Origin of the sequence: Streptomyces sp. SKN60, assembly GCF_026236535.1 — a bacterium.
GTDB lineage: Bacteria > Actinomycetota > Actinomycetes > Streptomycetales > Streptomycetaceae > Streptomyces.
Map to the genome: position 1 here is coordinate 211,803 of NZ_JAHTMW010000009.1, position 18,565 is coordinate 230,367.

The 18,565-nt window shown below is 73.3% G+C and carries 17 protein-coding genes and 2 pseudogenes; 8 read left to right on the forward strand and 11 right to left on the reverse strand.

The window, feature by feature from the left end:
* Positions 1-39 precede the first annotated feature (39 nt).
* The 5 genes from KV205_RS17365 to KV205_RS17385 all read right to left on the reverse strand — a co-directional run bounded on the left by KV205_RS17365 (position 40) and on the right by KV205_RS17385 (position 6,416).
* On the reverse strand, positions 40-1,785 hold the full coding sequence (locus KV205_RS17365) for an amino acid adenylation domain-containing protein (protein WP_265865278.1): 1,746 nt from the start codon (positions 1,783-1,785) through the stop codon (positions 40-42).
* Positions 1,782-2,939, reverse strand: coding sequence for an ATP-grasp domain-containing protein (locus tag KV205_RS17370; RefSeq protein WP_265865279.1), 1,158 nt, complete (start codon positions 2,937-2,939; stop codon positions 1,782-1,784). The genes KV205_RS17365 and KV205_RS17370 overlap by 4 nt, the downstream gene beginning before the upstream one ends.
* A 70-nt stretch (positions 2,940-3,009) precedes the next feature.
* Positions 3,010-4,686 (reverse strand): condensation domain-containing protein, encoded by a 1,677-nt coding sequence (locus KV205_RS17375; RefSeq protein ID WP_265865280.1) that lies wholly within the window; start codon positions 4,684-4,686, stop codon positions 3,010-3,012.
* A gap of 2 nt (positions 4,687-4,688) precedes the next feature.
* Positions 4,689-5,633, reverse strand: coding sequence for a TauD/TfdA family dioxygenase (locus KV205_RS17380; protein WP_265865281.1), 945 nt, complete (start codon positions 5,631-5,633; stop codon positions 4,689-4,691).
* Positions 5,634-5,711: 78 nt separating this feature from the next.
* Positions 5,712-6,416 carry a thioesterase II family protein gene (locus KV205_RS17385; protein ID WP_265865282.1) on the reverse strand — a complete coding sequence of 235 codons (705 nt, stop codon included), beginning with the start codon at positions 6,414-6,416 and terminating at the stop codon, positions 5,712-5,714.
* Positions 6,417-7,386: 970 nt separating this feature from the next.
* On the opposite strand from KV205_RS17385, the pseudogene KV205_RS17390 reads away from it, so the two are divergent.
* From KV205_RS17390 to KV205_RS17405, 4 genes and pseudogenes are all read left to right on the forward strand, one after another.
* Positions 7,387-7,641: pseudogene (locus tag KV205_RS17390) on the forward strand (hypothetical protein); the annotation flags it as partial.
* Positions 7,642-7,658: 17 nt separating this feature from the next.
* Positions 7,659-7,784: pseudogene (locus KV205_RS17395) on the forward strand (Uma2 family endonuclease); the annotation flags it as partial.
* A 154-nt stretch (positions 7,785-7,938) separates the two neighbouring features.
* The gene (locus tag KV205_RS17400; protein WP_265865283.1) at positions 7,939-8,634 is read left to right on the forward strand and encodes a pyridoxamine 5'-phosphate oxidase family protein; all 696 of its coding nucleotides are present in this window, start codon (positions 7,939-7,941) and stop codon (positions 8,632-8,634) included.
* A 123-nt stretch (positions 8,635-8,757) separates the two neighbouring features.
* Positions 8,758-9,099, forward strand: a complete 342-nt coding sequence (locus KV205_RS17405; RefSeq protein WP_265865284.1) for a VOC family protein — start codon at positions 8,758-8,760, stop codon at positions 9,097-9,099.
* A gap of 1 nt (position 9,100) precedes the next feature.
* Here the strand turns inward: KV205_RS17405 and KV205_RS17410 are convergent, their stop codons facing one another.
* Entirely contained in the window at positions 9,101-9,850 is a 750-nt protein-coding gene (locus tag KV205_RS17410; protein WP_265865285.1) for a sigma factor-like helix-turn-helix DNA-binding protein, read from the reverse strand.
* A 37-nt stretch (positions 9,851-9,887) separates the two neighbouring features.
* Positions 9,888-10,277 carry a DUF6479 family protein gene (locus KV205_RS17415; RefSeq protein ID WP_265865286.1) on the reverse strand — a complete coding sequence of 130 codons (390 nt, stop codon included), beginning with the start codon at positions 10,275-10,277 and terminating at the stop codon, positions 9,888-9,890.
* Between the two features lie 163 nt (positions 10,278-10,440).
* Between KV205_RS17415 and KV205_RS17420 the strand changes: the two genes are divergently transcribed.
* Together KV205_RS17420 and KV205_RS17425 are read left to right on the forward strand one after the other, a co-directional pair.
* On the forward strand, positions 10,441-10,950 hold the full coding sequence (locus tag KV205_RS17420; RefSeq protein WP_265865287.1) for a SigE family RNA polymerase sigma factor: 510 nt from the start codon (positions 10,441-10,443) through the stop codon (positions 10,948-10,950).
* 71 nt (positions 10,951-11,021) lie between these two features.
* A complete protein-coding gene (locus tag KV205_RS17425) occupies positions 11,022-12,302 on the forward strand; it encodes a hypothetical protein (RefSeq protein ID WP_265865288.1) in 1,281 nt (426 codons plus the stop codon).
* A gap of 90 nt (positions 12,303-12,392) precedes the next feature.
* Here the strand turns inward: KV205_RS17425 and KV205_RS17430 are convergent, their stop codons facing one another.
* Both KV205_RS17430 and KV205_RS17435 read right to left on the reverse strand, forming a co-directional pair.
* Complete coding sequence (locus KV205_RS17430; protein WP_265865289.1) at positions 12,393-14,147, reverse strand: bifunctional 3'-5' exonuclease/DNA polymerase; 1,755 nt, start codon at positions 14,145-14,147, stop codon at positions 12,393-12,395.
* Positions 14,148-14,203: 56 nt separating this feature from the next.
* The gene (locus tag KV205_RS17435) at positions 14,204-15,469 is read right to left on the reverse strand and encodes a LuxR C-terminal-related transcriptional regulator (protein WP_265865290.1); all 1,266 of its coding nucleotides are present in this window, start codon (positions 15,467-15,469) and stop codon (positions 14,204-14,206) included.
* A gap of 176 nt (positions 15,470-15,645) precedes the next feature.
* Between KV205_RS17435 and KV205_RS17440 the strand changes: the two genes are divergently transcribed.
* Together KV205_RS17440 and KV205_RS17445 are read left to right on the forward strand one after the other, a co-directional pair.
* Positions 15,646-16,584, forward strand: a complete 939-nt coding sequence (locus KV205_RS17440; protein WP_265865291.1) for an NADP-dependent oxidoreductase — start codon at positions 15,646-15,648, stop codon at positions 16,582-16,584.
* Between the two features lie 123 nt (positions 16,585-16,707).
* Positions 16,708-17,199, forward strand: a complete 492-nt coding sequence (locus KV205_RS17445; protein WP_265865292.1) for a DUF4265 domain-containing protein — start codon at positions 16,708-16,710, stop codon at positions 17,197-17,199.
* A gap of 70 nt (positions 17,200-17,269) precedes the next feature.
* Here KV205_RS17445 and KV205_RS17450 read toward each other — a convergent pair whose 3' ends face one another.
* Both KV205_RS17450 and KV205_RS17455 read right to left on the reverse strand, forming a co-directional pair.
* Positions 17,270-17,791 (reverse strand): DUF1877 family protein, encoded by a 522-nt coding sequence (locus KV205_RS17450; RefSeq protein WP_265865293.1) that lies wholly within the window; start codon positions 17,789-17,791, stop codon positions 17,270-17,272.
* A gap of 49 nt (positions 17,792-17,840) precedes the next feature.
* A complete protein-coding gene (locus tag KV205_RS17455) occupies positions 17,841-18,455 on the reverse strand; it encodes a hypothetical protein (protein ID WP_265865294.1) in 615 nt (204 codons plus the stop codon).
* Positions 18,456-18,565: the final 110 nt, after the last annotated feature.

Genomic DNA, 18,565 nt, shown 5'->3' on the forward strand with positions numbered 1-18,565 from the left:
GGGTTTGACAGTGGTTCGACAGGGCATGGTGGGGCGGGTTCAGCGGTCCGACGGGGCGACCCCGTCGCCCTGCGCCAGGAGTTCGACGACGTCGCCGAACCGGGGTGAGGCATAGAGCGCGCGCAGTGCGGGCGCGAAGCCGAGCCGGACCCGCAGCTGACTGAGGAACTCCACGGCCGCGATCGAGTCCGCGCCCTCGTCGAAGAAGTCCGCGTCGTCGTCCTCGGGTTCGGCGCCGACGGCCAGGGTCCAGGCCTCGCGGACGGCGTTCTCCACGGCCTCCGGCGTGCCGGGAGTCGCAGTGGGCTGCGACGTCAGGTCGGCCAGGAGGGCGGTCAGCGCCGCCGCGTCGACCTTGCCGCGCGGCGTGAGCGGGACGGTTTCGACCCGGGTGAACGAGCTCGGGACCATGTAGTCCGGCAGCCGGCTCCCGAGGTGCTCGCGCAGCTCGGTGTCCTGCGGCCCGCCGTCCGCGGCGGCGACCACGAACGCGGCCAGCACCCGCCCGGCGCCCTGGTCGACGGGCAGCACCACGGCGTCGGCCACGCCGGGGTGCGTCAGCAGCACCCTGACGACCTCGCCGGGCTCCACGCGGAACCCGCCGCGGACCTTGACCTGTTCGTCTGCGCGACCGTGGAACTCGATGAGCCCGTCCGGCCGGACCCGGCCCAGGTCGCCGGTGCGGTAGTAGCGGCCCTCCGCGTTCTCGCCGAACCGGGCCGCGGTGTGCTCGGGACGGTCGAGGTAGCCGCGGGCCGGGGCGACGCCGGTGACCAGCAGTTCGCCGATCTCGCCGGCCGGGACCGGCAGAAGGTCCTCGCCCACCGGCGTCAGGCCGACGTTGGCGATGCCCCGGCCGATGGTCACCGGACCGTCGGCGGTCAGCTCGGCGAAGCTCACCGACACCGCGGCCTCGGTCGGGCCGTACGCGTTGACGACCCGGAAGCCGTCGGCGACGGAGGCCGCGTGCCAGGCCGCGGCGGCGTCCGCGCTGGCCGCCTCGCCGCCGACCACCATGACGCGCAGCGCCGCCGGGAGACTCACCTGCGGGGTCTGTCGCAGGGCGAGGCCGAACTGGTTCCAGATGCCGGTCGGCAGGTTCGCCACGGTGACGCCGCGCTCGTCGAGCAGGCGGAGGAAGTCCTGGGCGTCCTCGTACACGAAGTCCTTGCCGCGCAGTGCCAGCGTCGCGCCGGCGACCAGGGTCGAGAACACCTCGTCCATGGCGATGTCGAAGGCGATCGACGCGAACTGGAGCTGGCGATCGGCCGGGGTCAGCCGGTACTCGGCGATGGCCGCCCGGATGTAGTTGACGATCGCGTGCTGCTCGGTGACCACGCCCTTCGGCTCGCCGGTCGAGCCAGAGGTGTAGCTCAGGTACGCGGCCGGGGAGGTGACCCGGGGCAGGCGGTCGCTCAGCTTCTCCGGCGCGGTCTCCGGCACCAGGACGTCGTGGGCCGTGACCACGGCCGCCGGCTTGGCGTCGGCGAGCAGGTAGTCCCGACGGGCCCGGGGGTCCCGCTGGTCCAGCGGCAGGAAGGCCGCGCCCAGCCGGCCGGCCGCGAGCATCGCGGAGACCAGGCGCGGGCCGACCGGCAGGTCGAGCGCGACGACATGCTCCTCGGCGACTCCCAGGTCGCGGAGGTCGGCGGCGAGCCGGCGACTGTCGTCGACGAGCTTCGCGTAGGTCAGCTCCTCGCCGTCCACGACGACCGCCGGGGCGTCCGGCTCCCGGTCGGCCTGCTGGTCCACCAGTTCGTGCAGCGACACCGTTTCGGCGTTCACGCGGACTCCCATCGGATCGTGCGCTCCAGGACCTCGTCCAGGCCGGCCTGGTGGGAGGCCAGCTCGGGCAGCGAGTCGGCGACCAGCCAGACGTCGTAGACCCGGCCGGTGGAGCCGCGTCGCCAGTCCACGCTCGCGCCGGGCCGCGCGGTCCGGTCGGCCTGGAACACCCCGGGCGCGGTCTTCACGACGCGCGGCGTCGGCAGCTCCAGCACGGCGGTGGCCTCACAAGGCGGCTGCACGTAGTAGTGCAGCGCGTGCCGCGCGGGCTCGGGGAATCCGTCCGGGACCGGCTCCCCCGTGGCCAGGGCCACCGCCACGGAGACCGGCTCGACGCCGCCGGCCTGCGGCATCAGCCGGTGCAGGCCGCCGCCGAGGCGGCCGTTCAACTCGATGACGACCGGGCCGCCGGTGCCGATCTTGATCTCGGTGTGCGCCAGGCCGGCGCGGAACTCGAGGGCGGAAATGGTGGCCTCGGCCAGCCCCAGGAGGCTCTCCTCCAGCTCGGCGTCGGGCTTGACCGGGAAGACCAGGCCGGTCTCCCGCGCCGGTCGGGCCAGCGGAAGGCGACCGGTGATGCCGATGTGCCGGACCGTGCCGGCGGCGTCCACCGCGCTCTCCACGGAGACGTAGTCGGCCAGCCACGACCCCAGCGGCGCGTCCGCACCTTCGATGTAGTGCTCGACGACGTAGGCGCGCGCCGGGTCGAGCCCGGCCGCGACCACGTCGAACTCCTCCCGCGTCCGGACGATGAAGGTGTCCTCGCTGCCCGCGCCGGCGCTCGGCTTCACCACGGCAGGCAGCGGGATCTCGGCCGGGACCTCGCCGCCGGTCATCGACACCGAACGGACGTCGCCGATGCCACAGGCGTTGAGCCGCTCGCGCTGCGCCGACTTGTCGCAGAGCCACTGTGCGGCCTTCGGGGAGACCCCCGGCAGGTCGTAGTACTCGGCCAGTCCGGCGGCCAGCCGGATGCTGCGCTCGTCGAAGACGACGACGCCGCGCGGGGTGACGTCCGCGAGGAGTTCGACGCAGGCTTCCAAGGTGTTCGCGGTCACGACCGTGCCGAGTTCCTCGAGCACCGGCAGGAGCGCGATCGCGTCGGGCTCCTCAGGGTCGACGATGAACACGCAACCGCCGTAGGGCTCCGCCACTCGCGCGATGGTGCTCGGCGGAGCCGATCCGAGGTTGAAGACGTTCAGGATCATTTCTTGCCTTACGTGCTTAGGTCGTGGGCAGGACGGGTTGCGGGACCGCGCGGCGCCGGACGCCGGCTGGAGTCCTCGGAGCCGCGGCGGGAACCACCCGCTGCGACAGGTCCGTGACGAAGTCACGGAGCGTCGCGATGAAGCGGTCGGCCAGGTCCCGCATGGTCGAAGCGTCGAAGACGTCCGTGCTGTACCGGATCTCGCCGGACATCCCGGCGCAGGCGCCGTCGGCGGTCTTCGACTCCGACAGGCCCACCCACATGTCGTAACGGGAGAAGGACAGGTCCACGTCTTCCTCGGTGCTGGACAGGCCGGGCACGTAGAGGAAGTCGTCCTCGGCCAGGACGGTGAGCATCACCTGGTACAGCGGGTGCCGGGCCAGCGAGCGGCTCGGGTTCAGCGCTTCGACCAGGCGGTCGAACGGCAGGTCCTGGTGCGCGAAGGCGTCCAGGTCCGCCGAGCGGACCCGGTTCAGCAGGGTCCTGAGATCCGGCTGCCCGGAGGCGTCCACGCGCAGGACCAGGGTGTTGACGAAGAAGCCCACCAGGTCGTCGAGCGCGGCGTCGGTGCGCCCGGCGACCGGGGCGCCGACCACGAGGTCGGGACCGGCGCCGAGCCGGGCGAACAGCGTCGCCAGGGCGGCGTGGACGACCATGAACAGGCTGACGCCCTCGTTCTGTGCGAGCCGGGTCAGCGCCGCGTGCAGGTCGGCGTCCACGGTCAGCAGGGCGCGGTCGCCGCGGAATGTCGGCACCGCGGGCCGCGGCCGGTCGTAGGGCAGCGCCAGCTCGTCGGGCAGGCCGGCCAGCGCCGAACGCCAGTAGGCGGTCTGCACGGCGCCGAGGCTGTCCGGATCGGTGGTCTCGCCGAGCAGTTCACGTTGCCACACCGCGTAGTCCGCGTACTGCACCGGCAGGTCGGCGAACTCCGGCTCCCGGCCATCGAGGTGGGCGGTGTAGGCCGTCGAGACGTCCTGGAAGAGCGGGCGGAGCGAGACGTCGTCGACCGCGATGTGGTGCAGCGCCACGAGCAGGACGTGCTCTTCCGGCCCCAGTTCGAACAGCCAGCAGGCGATCGGGAGCTCGGTGGCGAGGTCGAAGACGTGCCGGGAGGCCTCGGACAGCAGGAACGGCAGGGACTCGGCCGCGGTGGTGACGTGATTGACCGCGAGCCGGGTGTCCTCGGGGTCGAGGATCCGCTGCCACGGGACGCCGTCCACGTCGACGTAGACGGTGCGGAGGACTTCGTGCCGGACCACGACGTCGTGCAGCGCCGCGGTCAGGGCGTCGCGGTCCAGGGCGCCGCGCAGCCGCAGCGCGATCGGCATGTTGTACAGGCCTCCGGTAGCCTCGAACTGCTCGACGACCCACAGCCGGCGCTGCGCGAACGAGGTCGGGAACAGTCCACCGCGCTCCTGCTGGGCGACCGGCGGGCGGCTGCTCGGGGCGGTGTCGATCAGGGCCAGCAGTCCGGCGACGGTCGGCGCGCGGAACAGGGCCTTCAGGGGGAGGTCGACGCGGAATCGGGTCCGGATCGCGTTGATCAGCCGGGTGGCCAGCAGCGAGTTTCCGCCCTCGTCGAAGAAGTCGTCGTCCGGCCCGAGTTCGGCGGCGTCGTCGAGGTCCAGGACCTCGGCGAACAGGCCGGCGAGGACACCGAGCCGCTCGGCCGTCGTCAGATCAGTCGTCCGCACGGTCAGCGTCCCCTCCGGGTGGCCGCCGCCAGCGGCCGGCGCAGTCCCTGCGGCTTGTCTCCGGCGATGCTCACCCGCTCCAGGACGCGGGTCTGCGGGTAGTAGTCGGAAGCCGCGTAGTGCTGGGTCGAGCGGTTGTCCCACATCGCGACCGCCCCGTCCGTCCAGTGGAAGCGCACCTGGTACTCGGGGTAGTGGGCCTGGTCGCAGAGGAAGGCGAGCAGCTCGGCGCCCTCGGCGTCGTCGAGGCCGAGGATCCGCGTGGTGTAGAAGCGGTTCACGTAGAGGATCTTCTGGCCGGTCTCCGGGTGCACCCGGACGATCGGGTGCTCGCTGACCGGGAACATGTCCAGGCCCTCGCGGTCCTGGGCCACGTCGTCGTAGCCGTCGTAGATGGTCAGCGGGTCGTGGACGGCGCGCAGGTGCGCGATGCGCTCCTTCACGTCCTCAGGCAGCCCGTCGTAGGCGGCGGCCATGTCGGCCCAGAGCGTGTCGCCGCCGGCCGGCGGGACGTGCAGGGCGCGCAGGATCGAGCCGAGCGACGGCTTCTCGTCGCCGGAGCCGTCGCTGTGCCAGACGTTCTCGGCGCCAGGCTCGCCGACGCCGGCCGCGACCCGGGTCACCTCGGGGAACTCACCCTTGTCGGGCACCGGCAGGATGATCGGTTCGCCGAACGCCCTTGCCAGGTCGACGTGCTGGCCTGCGGTCAGATGCTGGTCGCGGAAGAACAGCACCTTCCAGTCCAGGAAGGCGCGGCGCAGGTCGCCCAGGACCGGGGCGGCGAGCGGCTCGGCCAACGACAGGCCGGTGATCTCGGCGCCGATGGTGGGACCGCAGGGACGAATGGAGAAGTGCTCGCTCTCCACGATGGATTCGGGCCGGCTGAGGACTCGGGTGCCGCCGACGGGACGCCGACCGCCGATGCGAGCGGCGGGGATTGAACTCATCGGTGTGAGGCCTTTCAATGACGTTTCCACACAGCGCTTGATGGGGTGGTGCTGGAAGTTCGGGACGGGGGACCGGCCTCAGTTCGCGGCGAGGCCCAGCTCCGCCGAGATCTCGGCGGCCAGCTCCGGCCAGGACGCACCGCTGAAGAGATGGTTGGCGCCGCTGATCTCGCGGACGGCGACACGGCCGGTGCTCTCGGCCGTCCAGCCGCCGAGCAGGTCGGCGCCGATCTCGTGGTCGTCCGATCCCCGGAACACGGTGATCGGGATCTCCAGGCCGCCGGGCGTGTAGTGGTAGCCGCTGATGGCGCCGATGTCGGCTTCGAGGACTTCCAGGAGCAGCTCGGCCATCTCCGGGTCGGCCGCGGCCTCCGCGGTGAGATAGCGCTCGGCGAGTGCTTCGCGGGACTCCAGCTCCTCGGCCGCCACGCGGGCCGCGTCGATCGGCGGCAGCTGGGAGGCCACGAACAGGTGGGAGACCCGCGACCCCAGCACGCGAGCCGCTTCGTAGGCCAGCAGGGCACCGGAGCAGAGGCCGAACAGGACGATCGGCCGCGGGCCGAGGTCCAGCACGTCGTCGACGATGCCGGCGACCATGGCGTCGACGTCCCTGAGGAAGGTTTCTTCAATCCGGCTCTCGCGGCCGGGCAGGCGGACGCCGTAGACGCCGGCGTTCTGCCCGAAGGCGGGCGTCCAGGCCCGGAACGGCGCCGCGCCGGATCCGGCCCACGGAACGCAGACAAGAGCGGGAGTGTCGGTGGATCTCGGTTTGAAGGATGCCAAACCGCGTGAAATCGCTCCAACCAGCATGCTGTTCCCCCGTGGATTCAGGTTGGGATGACTGGGTATTCTTCGCCTCGGACACTTCCGCGCAGGCGCGACCGGCAGGCGTCCCGATGGGAAGGGGACGCTCTGCGGCGGTGGTGGGGTCGGACTACGGTGCCGGCGCTTTATGCACAAGCGGCCGGGCTGCAAGGGAGACATGGGACAGCCGCCGCGCACGGCGGCCGGAGGGCGGCGGCCCGATGGGAGCCGTCCGCCGCGGTCGGATCACAATGCTCCGACCCGAAACGTCGTGGAAACCGCTAGCGGATCATCTGGCGCGCCCGCGCTGTCGTCACGCGGTGGTCCGGCGCCAACGCCCGCACACCCATAGCGGCTGAACCCGCCGCCGCTACGACCCCGGCAAGCGGCCCGGACACGGCGACATTGCGAACCGCGTGGGAAGGCCGCGTACATGACGCGACACGAACCCTGCCGACGCGTTGCGACGCCAGGATGTCAACCAGTTCCGACCGAACACGCTTCCCCCGAAGTGCATGTCATAAGGCGGCGCGATGCGTCAAGGCTCATGCATGAAGCGTGAGTTGGCAAATGGCATCGCACGGACTTTCTAAGATCTATGCGGAACCTATCCTCGGCCCGACGCGGGGGTCAAGGAACTTTGGCTTGAACATCGGTGTGCCGACGGCGACGCCGCGATGAACAGGGCCTGTCGGAATTCTGGTGGCATACGGGCTGATTGGCCGTCTTGTTCCACTATCACCTTCACTGGGCCAATTGGCTGCGCCCGTCCGGGTGGTGGGCCGGCCATTGACCCCATGTGTTCGGCTACGGCTGTGGCCTGACGCTCCGGCAGCAGGAGGGGCTCGATGTCCGAGCCGACGAGAAGAACCTGATCGGCCATGCGGGCGTGGTGTTGCTGCGGAAGGTCGCCGACCGCACCGGGCCGACCCGCGCGCTCGGCGCGGCGCTGCCGCATGGCTCCGGGCCGGGGTGGCGGGATCGTGAGGACGTGGCGGCGGTGTTCGGGGTGTCGCTGAAAGCGGTCGGCATCTGGTGGGCGAAGTGGCAGGCCGGCGGCCGGGAGGCGCTGGTCATACGCCCACGCGGCAAGCCGGTTGGGGTGCACCGGATGCTCGGGGAGGCCGAACAGGCCGCCGTGCGGCAAGCGGTCCTCGATCATCGACCCTGTGACGTGGGGCTGAACGGGCAGTTGTGGACGCGGCGCTTCTTCCGCAGACAGTCGAGATCGTGGACGGGACGGTCGTTGTGAGCCCCAGTGCGTCCAAGCGCCACAACCGGCTCGCTCGGATCCTGGCGAATTCCTCGGAGGAGGCTGCGGGGCCTGACTGGAACGCCGACACCGACCCTGCTACCGGGGCCTATCGGGACGGGGGTGAGCGCTGCGTGAGCGGACTGGGTGGCACTAGGGTGGACGCGGCGTCATGGTGATCGCGGTCGGACGCCTCTGACCTGGGGTTTTGTGGTTTCGATTCGGGATGGGCGAGGCGGGGGAGCCGGGATGGCGGAGCAGGGGTCGGAGTCGGAGTTCGGGGTGACCGAGCGGACGCGGTTGCGGCGGATGCGGCACAAGGGGAGTCATCGGCGGGGGGATCTCGACGAGGTGCTGGGGGCGGGGTTCCTCTGTCATCTCGGGGTCGTCGTGGACGGGGCGCCGATGGTGGTGCCGACCGTGTACGGGGTCGACGGGGACCGGTTGTACGTGCACGGGTCCGTGGCCAGTCGGAGTCTGGTGCAGGCGCCGGGCGGGGTGGTGTGCGTGAGCGTGACGCATGTGGACGGGCTGGTGCTCGCGCGGTCGGTGTTCGAGCACGGGGTGAACTACCGCAGCGCGATGATCTACGGCGTGCCGCGCCTGGTGACCGATCCGGAGGAGAAGCTGCGCGGGCTGAAGGCGCTCACCGAGCAGTCCGCGCCGGGGCAGTGGGAGTACGTGCGGCAGCCCAGCCGCAAGGAGCTGGCCGCGACCGCGCTGGTCGCGCTCGACCTGGCCGAGGCGTCCGTGAAGGTCGCGAGCGGGCCGCCGGACGACGGGGACGGGCCCGACGCCGAACTGGGCCTGTGGGCCGGGGTGCTGCCGGTCGAGACGCGGTTCGGGGTGCCGGAGGCCGATCCCGTGCTGCCGGCCGGGATCGAGCCGCCCGCGCACATCGCCGGGCGGGCCGGGGAACTCCTCGGGCGGCCTCCCGGGCGGTGACGTGGTCCGTACGGCGCAGTCCGGCGCGACGCGGGGCGACCCGCAGGGCGTGACTGGGGGAGGAGCTTTGTTCGCCCCCCGTCATCCACCCCGTCATCCGGCCCCGTCGTCCGAGGAGCAGCCATGGCCATGAACACCGTGATCTTTCCCGTGAAGGACCTGGAGCGGGCCAAGGCCCTGCTCACCACCCTCCTCGGAACCGCGCCCAGCGTCGACGCGCCGTACTACGTGGGCTTCGACGTCGACGGGCAGCACTTCGGGCTCGACCCCAACGGTCACGGCAAGGGGCTGACCGGACCCGTGCCCTTCTGGGACGTCGACGACCTCGACGGGCTGCTCCAGGGGCTGCTTGCGGCCGGTGCGACCACGGTGCAGGAGGTGCAGGAGGTCGGCGGCGGGATGCGGATCACCACCGTGAAGGACCCGGACGGGAACATGATCGGGCTCCGCTCCACCGCTGGGTAGTTCACAGGGGCGCGAGCGTCAGCCGGGACAGGTGCTCGCCGTCCGCCAGGGCGTCGACCGCCGTGACCCGGTCCTCCAGGACGGTGAAGCGGAGTACCGCCTTCGGTTCGCCGTCCGGCGCCGTCCACAGCAGGCCCGCCGCGCCGTTCACCAGCGCCGTACGGGCCTCCCGCACCCGTCCCGCGACACGGTGCGCCACGGCCGGCGCGCCGTGCGCGGGCGCCGCCCCCGCCCGTACCGCCTCGGCGTCCGCTCGCAGCACCGCGTCCGGGTCGAGGAGGGCGAGCAGGGCGTCCACGTCGTTCTCGCGCGCGGCGGCCAGGAACGCCGCCACCACCTTCCGCTGCCGCTCCGGATCCGGGGCCGGCAGCTCCTCGGTGCCCTCCACCCGGCGGCGCGCCCGGGAGACCAGCTGACGGGTGGCGGCTGGGGTGCGGCCGACGAGCGGCGCGATCGTGTCGTACGGCACGGCGAAGTCCTCGTGGAGGACGAAGGCGAGCCGTTCCGACGGGGCCAGGGCGTCCAGGGCCTCCTCGGCCTCCGGGGCGTCCCAGGGGTCCTGCGGGACCGGGCGCAGGGCCTCACGTGCCCGCAGCCAGTCCAGGCAGAACGCGGCGAGGTCGGCGAGCCGTCCGCCGGACGCCCGTACCGCCTCCTCCACGAGGGAGGAGGCGGCGGGTGCCCCGGCGGTGCCGAGCAGCCGCTCGGCCACCGGAGCGGGGTCGAGGGGAGGGGAGTCGACGGGAGTCATGTCCACGGGGGTACGGGTACGGGCGGGGCGGGGCGGCTCAGTCGCCGTGGCCCGGGCCGCCGCTGCCGAAGCCGCCGCTGGAAATACCGCCCCACTTGCGCTTTTCCTCGCTCGGGGGGTCGGTGGCTTCTTCACCGGAGTTCTTCAGGTGGTACGGCATGAGCCGGTGCTCACCGTCGGTCTGCGGCATCTCGCTGGGCTTCCGGTACTCGGACGTCTCACCCGGCAGCGCTCCGGTGTCCGGCCGGTGCGGCTGGGTGTCGGGGTCGGGTGGCGGAAGTTCCTTGTTCTTCACCCGGATCCCGAACATGAAGGCGCCGATGAGGATGGCGACCACGATCAGACCACCCAGCACCTGGGCCAGTCCGGACTGCCAGACACCAGCCGCCGTGGTGACGTGCGCCGAGTCCACGAGGAAAGTGTTCATACAACAGGGTTACCCCATTTTGCCCGGAATGTGCTCCCTGGGGAGGGCGAGAGTCGCCGGGAGTCGTCGAAAGTCGAGGATTCACGTGAAACATTCCCGGGCGTCCGTCGCGTCAGTGAGGTGAAGCAAGCAAGCGAACTCGACAGCGACGGAGGGGAGGGACATGAGAACGTCCCGCGCGGACGAGTTCCTGGAGTTCGCCACCGCCCGCTCCGGGCATCTGTTCCGCTCGGCGTGCCTTCTGACCAGCGGCGACACCCATCTCGCCGAGGACCTGGTGCAGGAGACGCTGGGCCGGATGTACGCCGTCTGGGGCCGCGTCGCCCGGATCGGCAACCCGGCGGGCTACGCACAGACCGTGCTCGTACGTACCTTCCTCAGTCACCGCAGGCGCCGCTCGGCCACCGAGCGTCCCCTCGGTGAGCTGCCCGACCGCGCCCCCGACAGCGGCGAGGACCCGGCGCTGCGCATCGCCCTCCTCGACGCCCTCGCCGGGCTCGCGCCCAAGGACCGGGCGGTGGTGGTGCTCCGCTACTGGGAGGACCGCAGCGTCGAGGAGACGGCCGACGTCATGAACACCAGCTCCGCGGCCGTGCGCACCCGCAGCAGCCGGGCCCTCGCGGCCCTGCGCAAACGGCTCGGCGGCAGCATCGCCGAATTCGCCACCCGCTGAGCCTGCTGAGCCCGCTGAACCCCTGAACTTCCTCCCTTTTCGAACCACGGACCCGGAACGGTGATCCCGCCATGCCTCAGCACGAAGAACACGACGTCACGAACGGACGATTCGAGGACGAACTCGGCACGGTCATGCGCCACGCCGGCGAGGGCTTCGCCCTCGACGACCGCCGCGAGCTCGTCACCGGCGGCCTCGCCCGCGGCCGCCGCCGGGTGGTGCGCCGCCGCGTCGCCACCGTCGGCGGCGCCCTCGCCCTCGCCGCGATCGGCGTGGGCGGGGTGTACGGCGGCTCGGTGCTCGGCGGGAACGGCGGGGTGGAGAAGTCCTCCGTGGCCGGCCCGACCCAGGGCGGCACGAACGCCCAGGACAAGGCGGCGGAGGACGAGGCGACCCTCGGCGCGCGCATCCCCGCCCTGAAGATGCTGGCCGTCCTGAAGAACAACCTGCCGGCCGGCGCCTGGACCGTCGACAACCCCAAGAGCGCGGGGACGGGGGTCCACGGGACCTACGACGACGGCAAGGGCAAGGCGCGCGTCTCCGCGAGCCTGACCCGGACGGCCCCCGAACAGATCAGCGAGACCTCGTGCCAGGGCAAGGGCTTGGAGACGTGGGAGTACTGCAACATCAGCAAGGGCAAGGACGGCTCGTTGCTGCTGGACCTCCGGAGCAACGGCTCTGCGGACGCTCCTGGCCAGATGTGGAAGGCCATCTCGATCGACCGGTACGGATTCACCGTCATCGTGTCGGAGTCGACGACTCCCAAGGCCCAGGGGCAGCCGCCGTTGCCCCGGAAGTCCCTTCCCTTCACCGCGCAGCAGCTGAAGCAGGTCGCCACGCTGGGTGACTGGGCGGCGCTGGCCAAGTCGTACCCGCTGCCCAAGTCCGGCAAGCCCGGCGCCGCCGCTCTGCACGCCGAGCCGAGCGGCCCCGTGGTCAAGGCGACCCTGCGGTCGCTGCTGCCGAAGGGCCTGACGGTCGTCGACCGGAGCGAGCAGGCCGGCTACAGCAGCGTGGTCGTGGACGACGGCAAGGGCCGGAGCCTCGTCGGGGTCAACGTCCAGTACGGCATGAACGACGTCCGCGGCCAGCTCTTCGGCAGCGGCGACGTCACCACGCTGCCGGACGGCCGGGTCGTGAAGCTCACCCAGCAGCCGGGCGAGAAGGGCGGGGCGGGCGTCGTGTGGTGGACGGCCGACACGATGACCAAGGACGGCTTCCGGGTCGTGGTCTCCGCGTTCAACACCGGCGACCAGGCGAAGCCGGCGACGCGCCCGGAGCCCGCGCTGACCCTGGAGCAGCTCAAGGCGATCGCCCTGGACCCGAGGTGGCAGAAGCTGCCGACGAAGTAGCCCGTCAGCCGTCAGCCGTCAGCCGTCAGCCATCAGCCGTCAGGCGTGAGGCGTGAGGTGAGGGTCCGGACCCCGGACCCTCACCTCACGTCACTTCGCGTCCGAGTAGCGTTCCACCGTCGCCGTCGTGAACGGGAACCGCACCGGTGTGTCCCCGAACGCGATCCGGCCCGCCTCGTCGCCCGCCGCGCGGATCGCCGCCGTGACCGCCTCGGCCTCCTCGGCCGGGCAGTGCACGATCACCTCGTCGTGCTGGAAGAAGACCAGCTCGGCCCGCATCCCGGCGGTGGCGCGGCGCAGGGCGGCCAGCATCAGCAGGGCCCAGTCGGCGGCGCTGCCCTGGACGACGAAGTTACGGGTGAAGCGGCCGCGGGCCCGGGCGTCGCTCGACGCGTACCCCGGGACGTAACCGTCGGCCCCGGCCCCGGCTCCCGACCCCGCCTCGCCCGGGAGCTCGTCCTGCGGGATGCCCGCCTCGCCGTCCTCCTCGGCCCCCGCCGCGCGCGGGCTGGTGCGGCCCAGCCAGGTGCGGACGAGACGCCCGTCCTCGCCCGCCTTCGCCGCGTCGTCCACATAGGCCACCGCGCGCGGGAAGCGGCGGCGCAGGGCGGCCAGGTTCTTCAGGCCGTCGCCGCTGGTCTGCCCGTAGATCGCGCCGAGCAGCGCGAGCTTGGCGTGGTCGCGGTCGCCGGAGAAGGCCCGGTCGGACAGCCGGGTGTAGAGGTCGTCGGGGTGTCCGGCGACCTCCATCAGGCCCGGGTCGCGGGAGATCGCGGCGAGCACCCGGGGCTCCATCTGGTCGGCGTCGGCCACCACGAGCCGCCAGCCCTCGTCGGCGACCACGGCCTGCCGGACGACCTTCGGGATCTGCAGCGCCCCGCCGCCGTTGGTGGTCCAGCGGCCGCTGACCGTGCCCCCGGGCAGGTACTCGGGCCGGAACCGCCCGTCGCGCACCCAGTCCGCGAGCCAGCTCCAGCCGTGCGCCGTCCAGATCCGGTACAGCTTCTTGTACGCGACGAGCGGCGCGACCGCCGGATGGTCGAGCTCCTCCAGCTCCCAGCGCCGGGTCGACCGCACCCGGATCCCGGCCTGCGCGAAGGCCCGTATCACGTCCGCCGGCAGATCGGGCCGGACCCGGCGCCCGAACGCCGCCGACACCTCGTCCGCCAGCTCCGCGAGCCGGCGCGGCTCGCCCCCGCCCGCGTACCGCTCGCCGAGCAGCCCGTGCAGCAGCTCCCGGTGCACGTCCGCCCGCCAGGGCAGCCCGGCGCGGTGCATCTCGGCGGCGATCAGCATGCCCGCCGACTCGGCCGCGGTCAGCAGCCGCATCCGGCCCGGGTGCTCGGCCAGGTCGTGCCGGCGCTGCTGCTCCGCGTACACCTCCAGGAGCGCGTCGAAGGGCAGCGCGGTCGACGTGGCCACCGGCTCGAAGAGGGAGTCCTGTGCGGTCGGTTCCGCGGCCCGGAGCGGTGGATCGGGCGGTACGGGCGCGTGGTGCAGGCGCGCCCAGGCCGCGGCGGCCGAGCGGGGTTCGCCGAGCCGCCCCTCGTGGCCGAGGAGCAGCTGCTCGGCGTCCTCCATGTCGTAACACCGCTCGACGCGCACCCCGGCGGCGAGCAGCCGCGGATACACCTCGGCGGTCGACCGCCACACCCAGCGGGCGACCTCGGGCCGGGACCGGACCGCCGCCACCAGGTCCGGCTCGCGCCGCACGGCGCCGGCGGGCAGCCCGTCGGCGCCGAGGGGGACGAGCAGCGCCCCGTCCCCGTCCGGCTCGGGCGCGAGGGCCCACCGGCCGCCCCCCGGACCTCCAGCCGGTTCGTCCACGCCACCCGGTTCGTTCACAGGTGCGAGTCTGGCACCCGCCACTGACAAACGGGCTGTTTGCCTATCAGTGCGGCTTATGCGGCGCGGTGGAACAGCGCCGCCGCCTCGCCCCGCGAACCGACCCCGAGCTTGTTCAGGATGTTCGCCACGTGGAACTTCACCGTGGACTCGCTGATGTGCAGCTCCTGCGCGATCTGCCGGTTCCGGTGCCCGAGCGCGAGGTGGGTGAGGACCTCCACCTCCCGTTCGCCGAGCCCGCTCAGCGGGTCGAGCGCGGCCGTCGGCGCCTCCGGCACGGTGAGCGGGACGGTCGCGGTGAGCGTCGTGCCCCAGCCGGGCACCGCGTCCATGTCGAGCCGGCCGCCGAGGGCCTCCAGGCGGTCGGTGATGCTGCCCGCGCCGAGCGGGCAGGCGTCCAGGAGGCCGGGCCCGTCGTCCCGTACCGTCGCGCGCAGTTCGTGCTCGGTCAGCGTCCAGCCGACGTGCACCCGCGACACCGCCTGCTGCTCCAGGACCACCAGGAGCAGCGCCCGTACGACCGCCCGCGCGCCGTGCGCCACGTCGCCGGGCAGCCCGCGGGCGGCGTCCGGGCCGTCCGGCGGGCCGAGTTCGAGCCGTACCGGGCTGTGCCGCAGCATCGGGCGCAGCCCGTCGGCGAGCCGGGCGAAGGCCTCGAAGGCCGGTTCCTCGGCGATCGAACGGTCGCGGTCGGACGCGGCCCGCAGCTCGATCAGCGCCGACACCGCGAGCTCGGTCGCGGTCGCCCGCGCCGCCGCGTCGTCGAGCGAACGGCTGCGCAGCACCCCGAGCACCCCGGACAGCGCGGCGGCCTGCGCGGTGCTCAGCTCGGCGGTCACCCGCGCCCGGGTGTCGGCCGCCGCCCGCGAACGGGCGAGCGCCCCCGGCAGCGCCTCGCGCGCGAACCGGTCGAAATGGCCGGTCACCAGGTCCCACAGGAGCTGCGCCACGGTCAGGGCGGGCTCCTCGGCCGGGGCGGCGCCCTCCTCCCGTACGAGCACCAGGACCGAGCCGCGCGCGGTGGCGTCGCTCCGTACCGCCACCACCTCCCGTTCCGCGCCGCCGAGGACGGCACGGCCCTGCCAGGGCCGGCCGGCCGTGCCCGCGGCGAGCAGCGGCGCGAGTTCGGCGGCGGTGATCGGCAGCTCGGGCGCGCCCGTCCGCTTGAACGGCGAGTGCGCGCAGTGCGTCGACAGCTCGACGGCCGCCCGGTGCGGGATCAGCTCGGCGAGCACCTCGGACAGCCGGGGGAGCACCGCGCCCAGCGGCCGGCCGATGATGTCGCGGGCCGCCGACAGGGCCCCGGTCGCGGTGAGTTCCATGAGCGTCAAGCGTACGGACGCGGGCGCGCGGACGGCTGTCCTTTCGGACGGGGACGACTGGCCGGAAGGACGGCGGGGGCGGGGCGCTGCCGGGCGCAGGCTGGTTCCCGTCAGCAGCACACGTCACAAGTGCCCGGCCAAATGCCCGGTACAAGCGCCCAGTTACGGGGGGAATCATGGAAGCGATCGTGTACGAGGAGTTCGGCGGCCCCGAGGTGCTGCGGTACGAGGACGGGGTCGCCGTCCCGGAGCCCGGCCCCGGCGAGGTACGGGTCGAGGTGGCGGCGGTCGGGGTCAACCCGCTGGACTGGAAGCGCCGTTACGGGTGGGTGGAGCAGTTCTACCCGACCACCTTCCCGGCCGTCCCCGGCCTGGAGTTCGCGGGCACGGTCGACGCGGTCGGACCCGGGGCGAAGGGCCCCGACGGGAGCGAACTGCGCGTCGGCGACGAGGTGTTCGGGTGGACGAAGACCGGCGCCTACGCCCAGTACGCCCTTGCCGACATCGTGGCCCGCAAGCCCGCCGGCCTCTCCTGGGAGCTCGCGGCGAGCCTCCCGGTCGCGGGCGAGACCGCCGCCCGGGTCCTCGGCCTGCTCGGCGTCCGGGCCGGCGAGACCCTGCTCCTGCACGGTGCCGCGGGGGCCGTCGGGGCGGTGGCCGCGCAGCTGGCCGTGGCGGCCGGCGCGACCGTGATCGGCACGGCGTCCGAGCGCAACCACGGCTTCCTGCGCGAGCTCGGCGTGACCCCGGTGGCGTACGGGGAGGGGCTCGCCGACCGGGTGCGGGCGGCCGCGCCGCAGGGTGTCGACGCGGTGTTCGACGCGGCCGGCACCGACAACCTGCCGGTCTCGATCGAGCTGACGGGCGGCGAGAAGTCCCGCATCGTCACCATCTCCGCCCCGAACGACGTGGCCGCCGAGCACGGCATCGTCTTCTCCGCCGGCGGCACGGACCCGTCCGTCGTGAGCCGGCAGCTGGCCGAGCAGGCCCGCCTGGTCGTCGAGGGACGGCTGCGGGTCGACGTCGCCGAGACCCTGCCGCTGAAGGAGGCCGCGCGGGCGCAGGAGCTGAGCGAGGCGGGGCACGTACGGGGGAAGCTGGTGCTGCTGCCGTGAGGACCGCGCTCCGGGGCCGGGCTCCGGGGCCGGGCTCCGGGGCCGGGCTTCGGGGGGCGCCAGGCTCCGGGGGGTGGCGCCCCTCCGGGGGCGGCGGGCGCGGGGCGGGGCTAACCTCGCGGGGTGAGTGTCACTCCGGGCGCCGCCGCCGGCGGCCGCATCAAGATCTGGTTCCGCTTCGAGCCCCGCGAGGGGTGGCTCCCCATGGACACCGAGGGGCTGTGGGCCGAGCCGGTGGGCGAGGACACGGCACGGGTCGCCAACGTGCCGTTCCTGCAGAACGGCGTGGCCGAGGGGGATGTCGTCCGCTACAAGACGGACGGCGAGGGCGTGCACTGGGCCACCGACCGGGCGGCGGCCTCCGGCAACGTCACCGTCCGCGTGCTGCCCGCCCGCTCCGGCCCGCTCGGCCCGAGCGCCGGCGCGGTGCACGAGCGGTTCGCCCCCTACGGGATCGGCGGCGAGTCGTACAGCGCGGAGTTCCCGCTGGTGGCGCTCACGGTCCCGGCGGACGCGCCGCTGGGCGAGATCAAGGCTCTCCTCGAACGCGGGGAGGCGGACGGCTGGTGGCACTGGGAGCTGGGGTGCGCGACGGAGGCGTGGAACGCGGCGTGAGTCCGCACGCGCCCGACTCCCGCCTGAACCCGCACGCGCCCTCGCTCGCCCTCGCCGGACCCGGCCCGTCCTAGAACCAGCCGGCCTTGATCACCGCGTGGCCCGCGGCGGCGGCCCGCTCGTAGAAGCCGCGCAGGCTCCGGTGGTGGGTCTCGTACATCTCCCGGACCGTGGCGTCGTCCCAGTCGGGCCCCATGGAGCTCACGATCCGGCCGCCCAGCCGCGCCCACAGGGCGTCGAAGGAGACGGTGGCGAGGAAGGCGGCGGCGCGCGCGACCCCGGCCGGTTCGAGGAGGATCAGGGGCGGGTCCGGATAGCGGTCGGTGGGCGCGCCGGCGGGCTGGCGCCCGCCGAACACCGGGAGTTCGGCGTCCGAGGCCGCCGGCTCCGTCCCCGTCCCCGTCCCCGTCTCCGTCCCCGTCTCCGTCCGGTAGAGCTCGTCGAGCCGGCCGTAGTCCTTCTCGATCGCGTCGGCGACGCCCGCCGCGTGCTCGACCTCGATCACGTCCCAGGCCGCGCCCATGAAGGCGGCCAGCCAGTCGTGGTCGTCGCGTATGTCCGACTCCGCCGCGGCCCGCAGATGCAGATGCACGTCGGCCCCCCTCGCCTCGTCCGCCCCGCCTGATCCGACGAGAGGGACGTTATCGGCCACCACTGACAGCCCGGCGCAGCTCCGTGAGACGGCCCCAGGCCGCCGACGCGGGTCCGTCGCCCAGGCCGGCCGTCAGGAGCGAGGTGCAGTAGGCGCGGGTCTCCGGGGCGGCGGTGCGGAGGGCCTCGTTGACGGCGGCGAGGGCGGCGGTCGCGCGGGAGCCGCGGGCGTGGGCGAGGGCGGCGAGGACGGCGGTCGCGAGGTCGGCGGACGCGGCGGGCGCGGTGAGGACCGGCGGGGTGTCCGTGGGGCCGAGGACGAGGGGGCGCAGGCTCAGGGAGGGCCAGCTGCCGAGGCCGGTGGCGAACGGGCCGGCCGCCCAGGCGGCGGTGGCCCGGTCGGGGCAGACGGCGAGGAGGGCGGGCGCGCCGTACCGCTCGCGCAGCCGCGCCACGGCCGCCGTCCAGGCCCGGGCCCGGGCGGGGTCGCGCCGGCCCCGTACGTCGAGGGCGAGCACGAAGGCCCGTCCGGGCACGGGGCGCACCAGCAGCACGCTGTCGACGCCGGGCTCGGTCGGGAGCACCCAGACGAGGGCGTGGGGCGGCGGTACGAGGCCGAGGAGGCGGAAGACGGGGGTCGGAACGAAGTGGGGGAGGCTCAGCATGATCGGCACGCTAGGGGCGGACCAGGAGGGCTGGAAGTGCCTTTGGCATATGACAACCCGTGTGGGTGACGCGCCTCGCCGCTCGTGCTGACGACAGGGCCGACGACAGG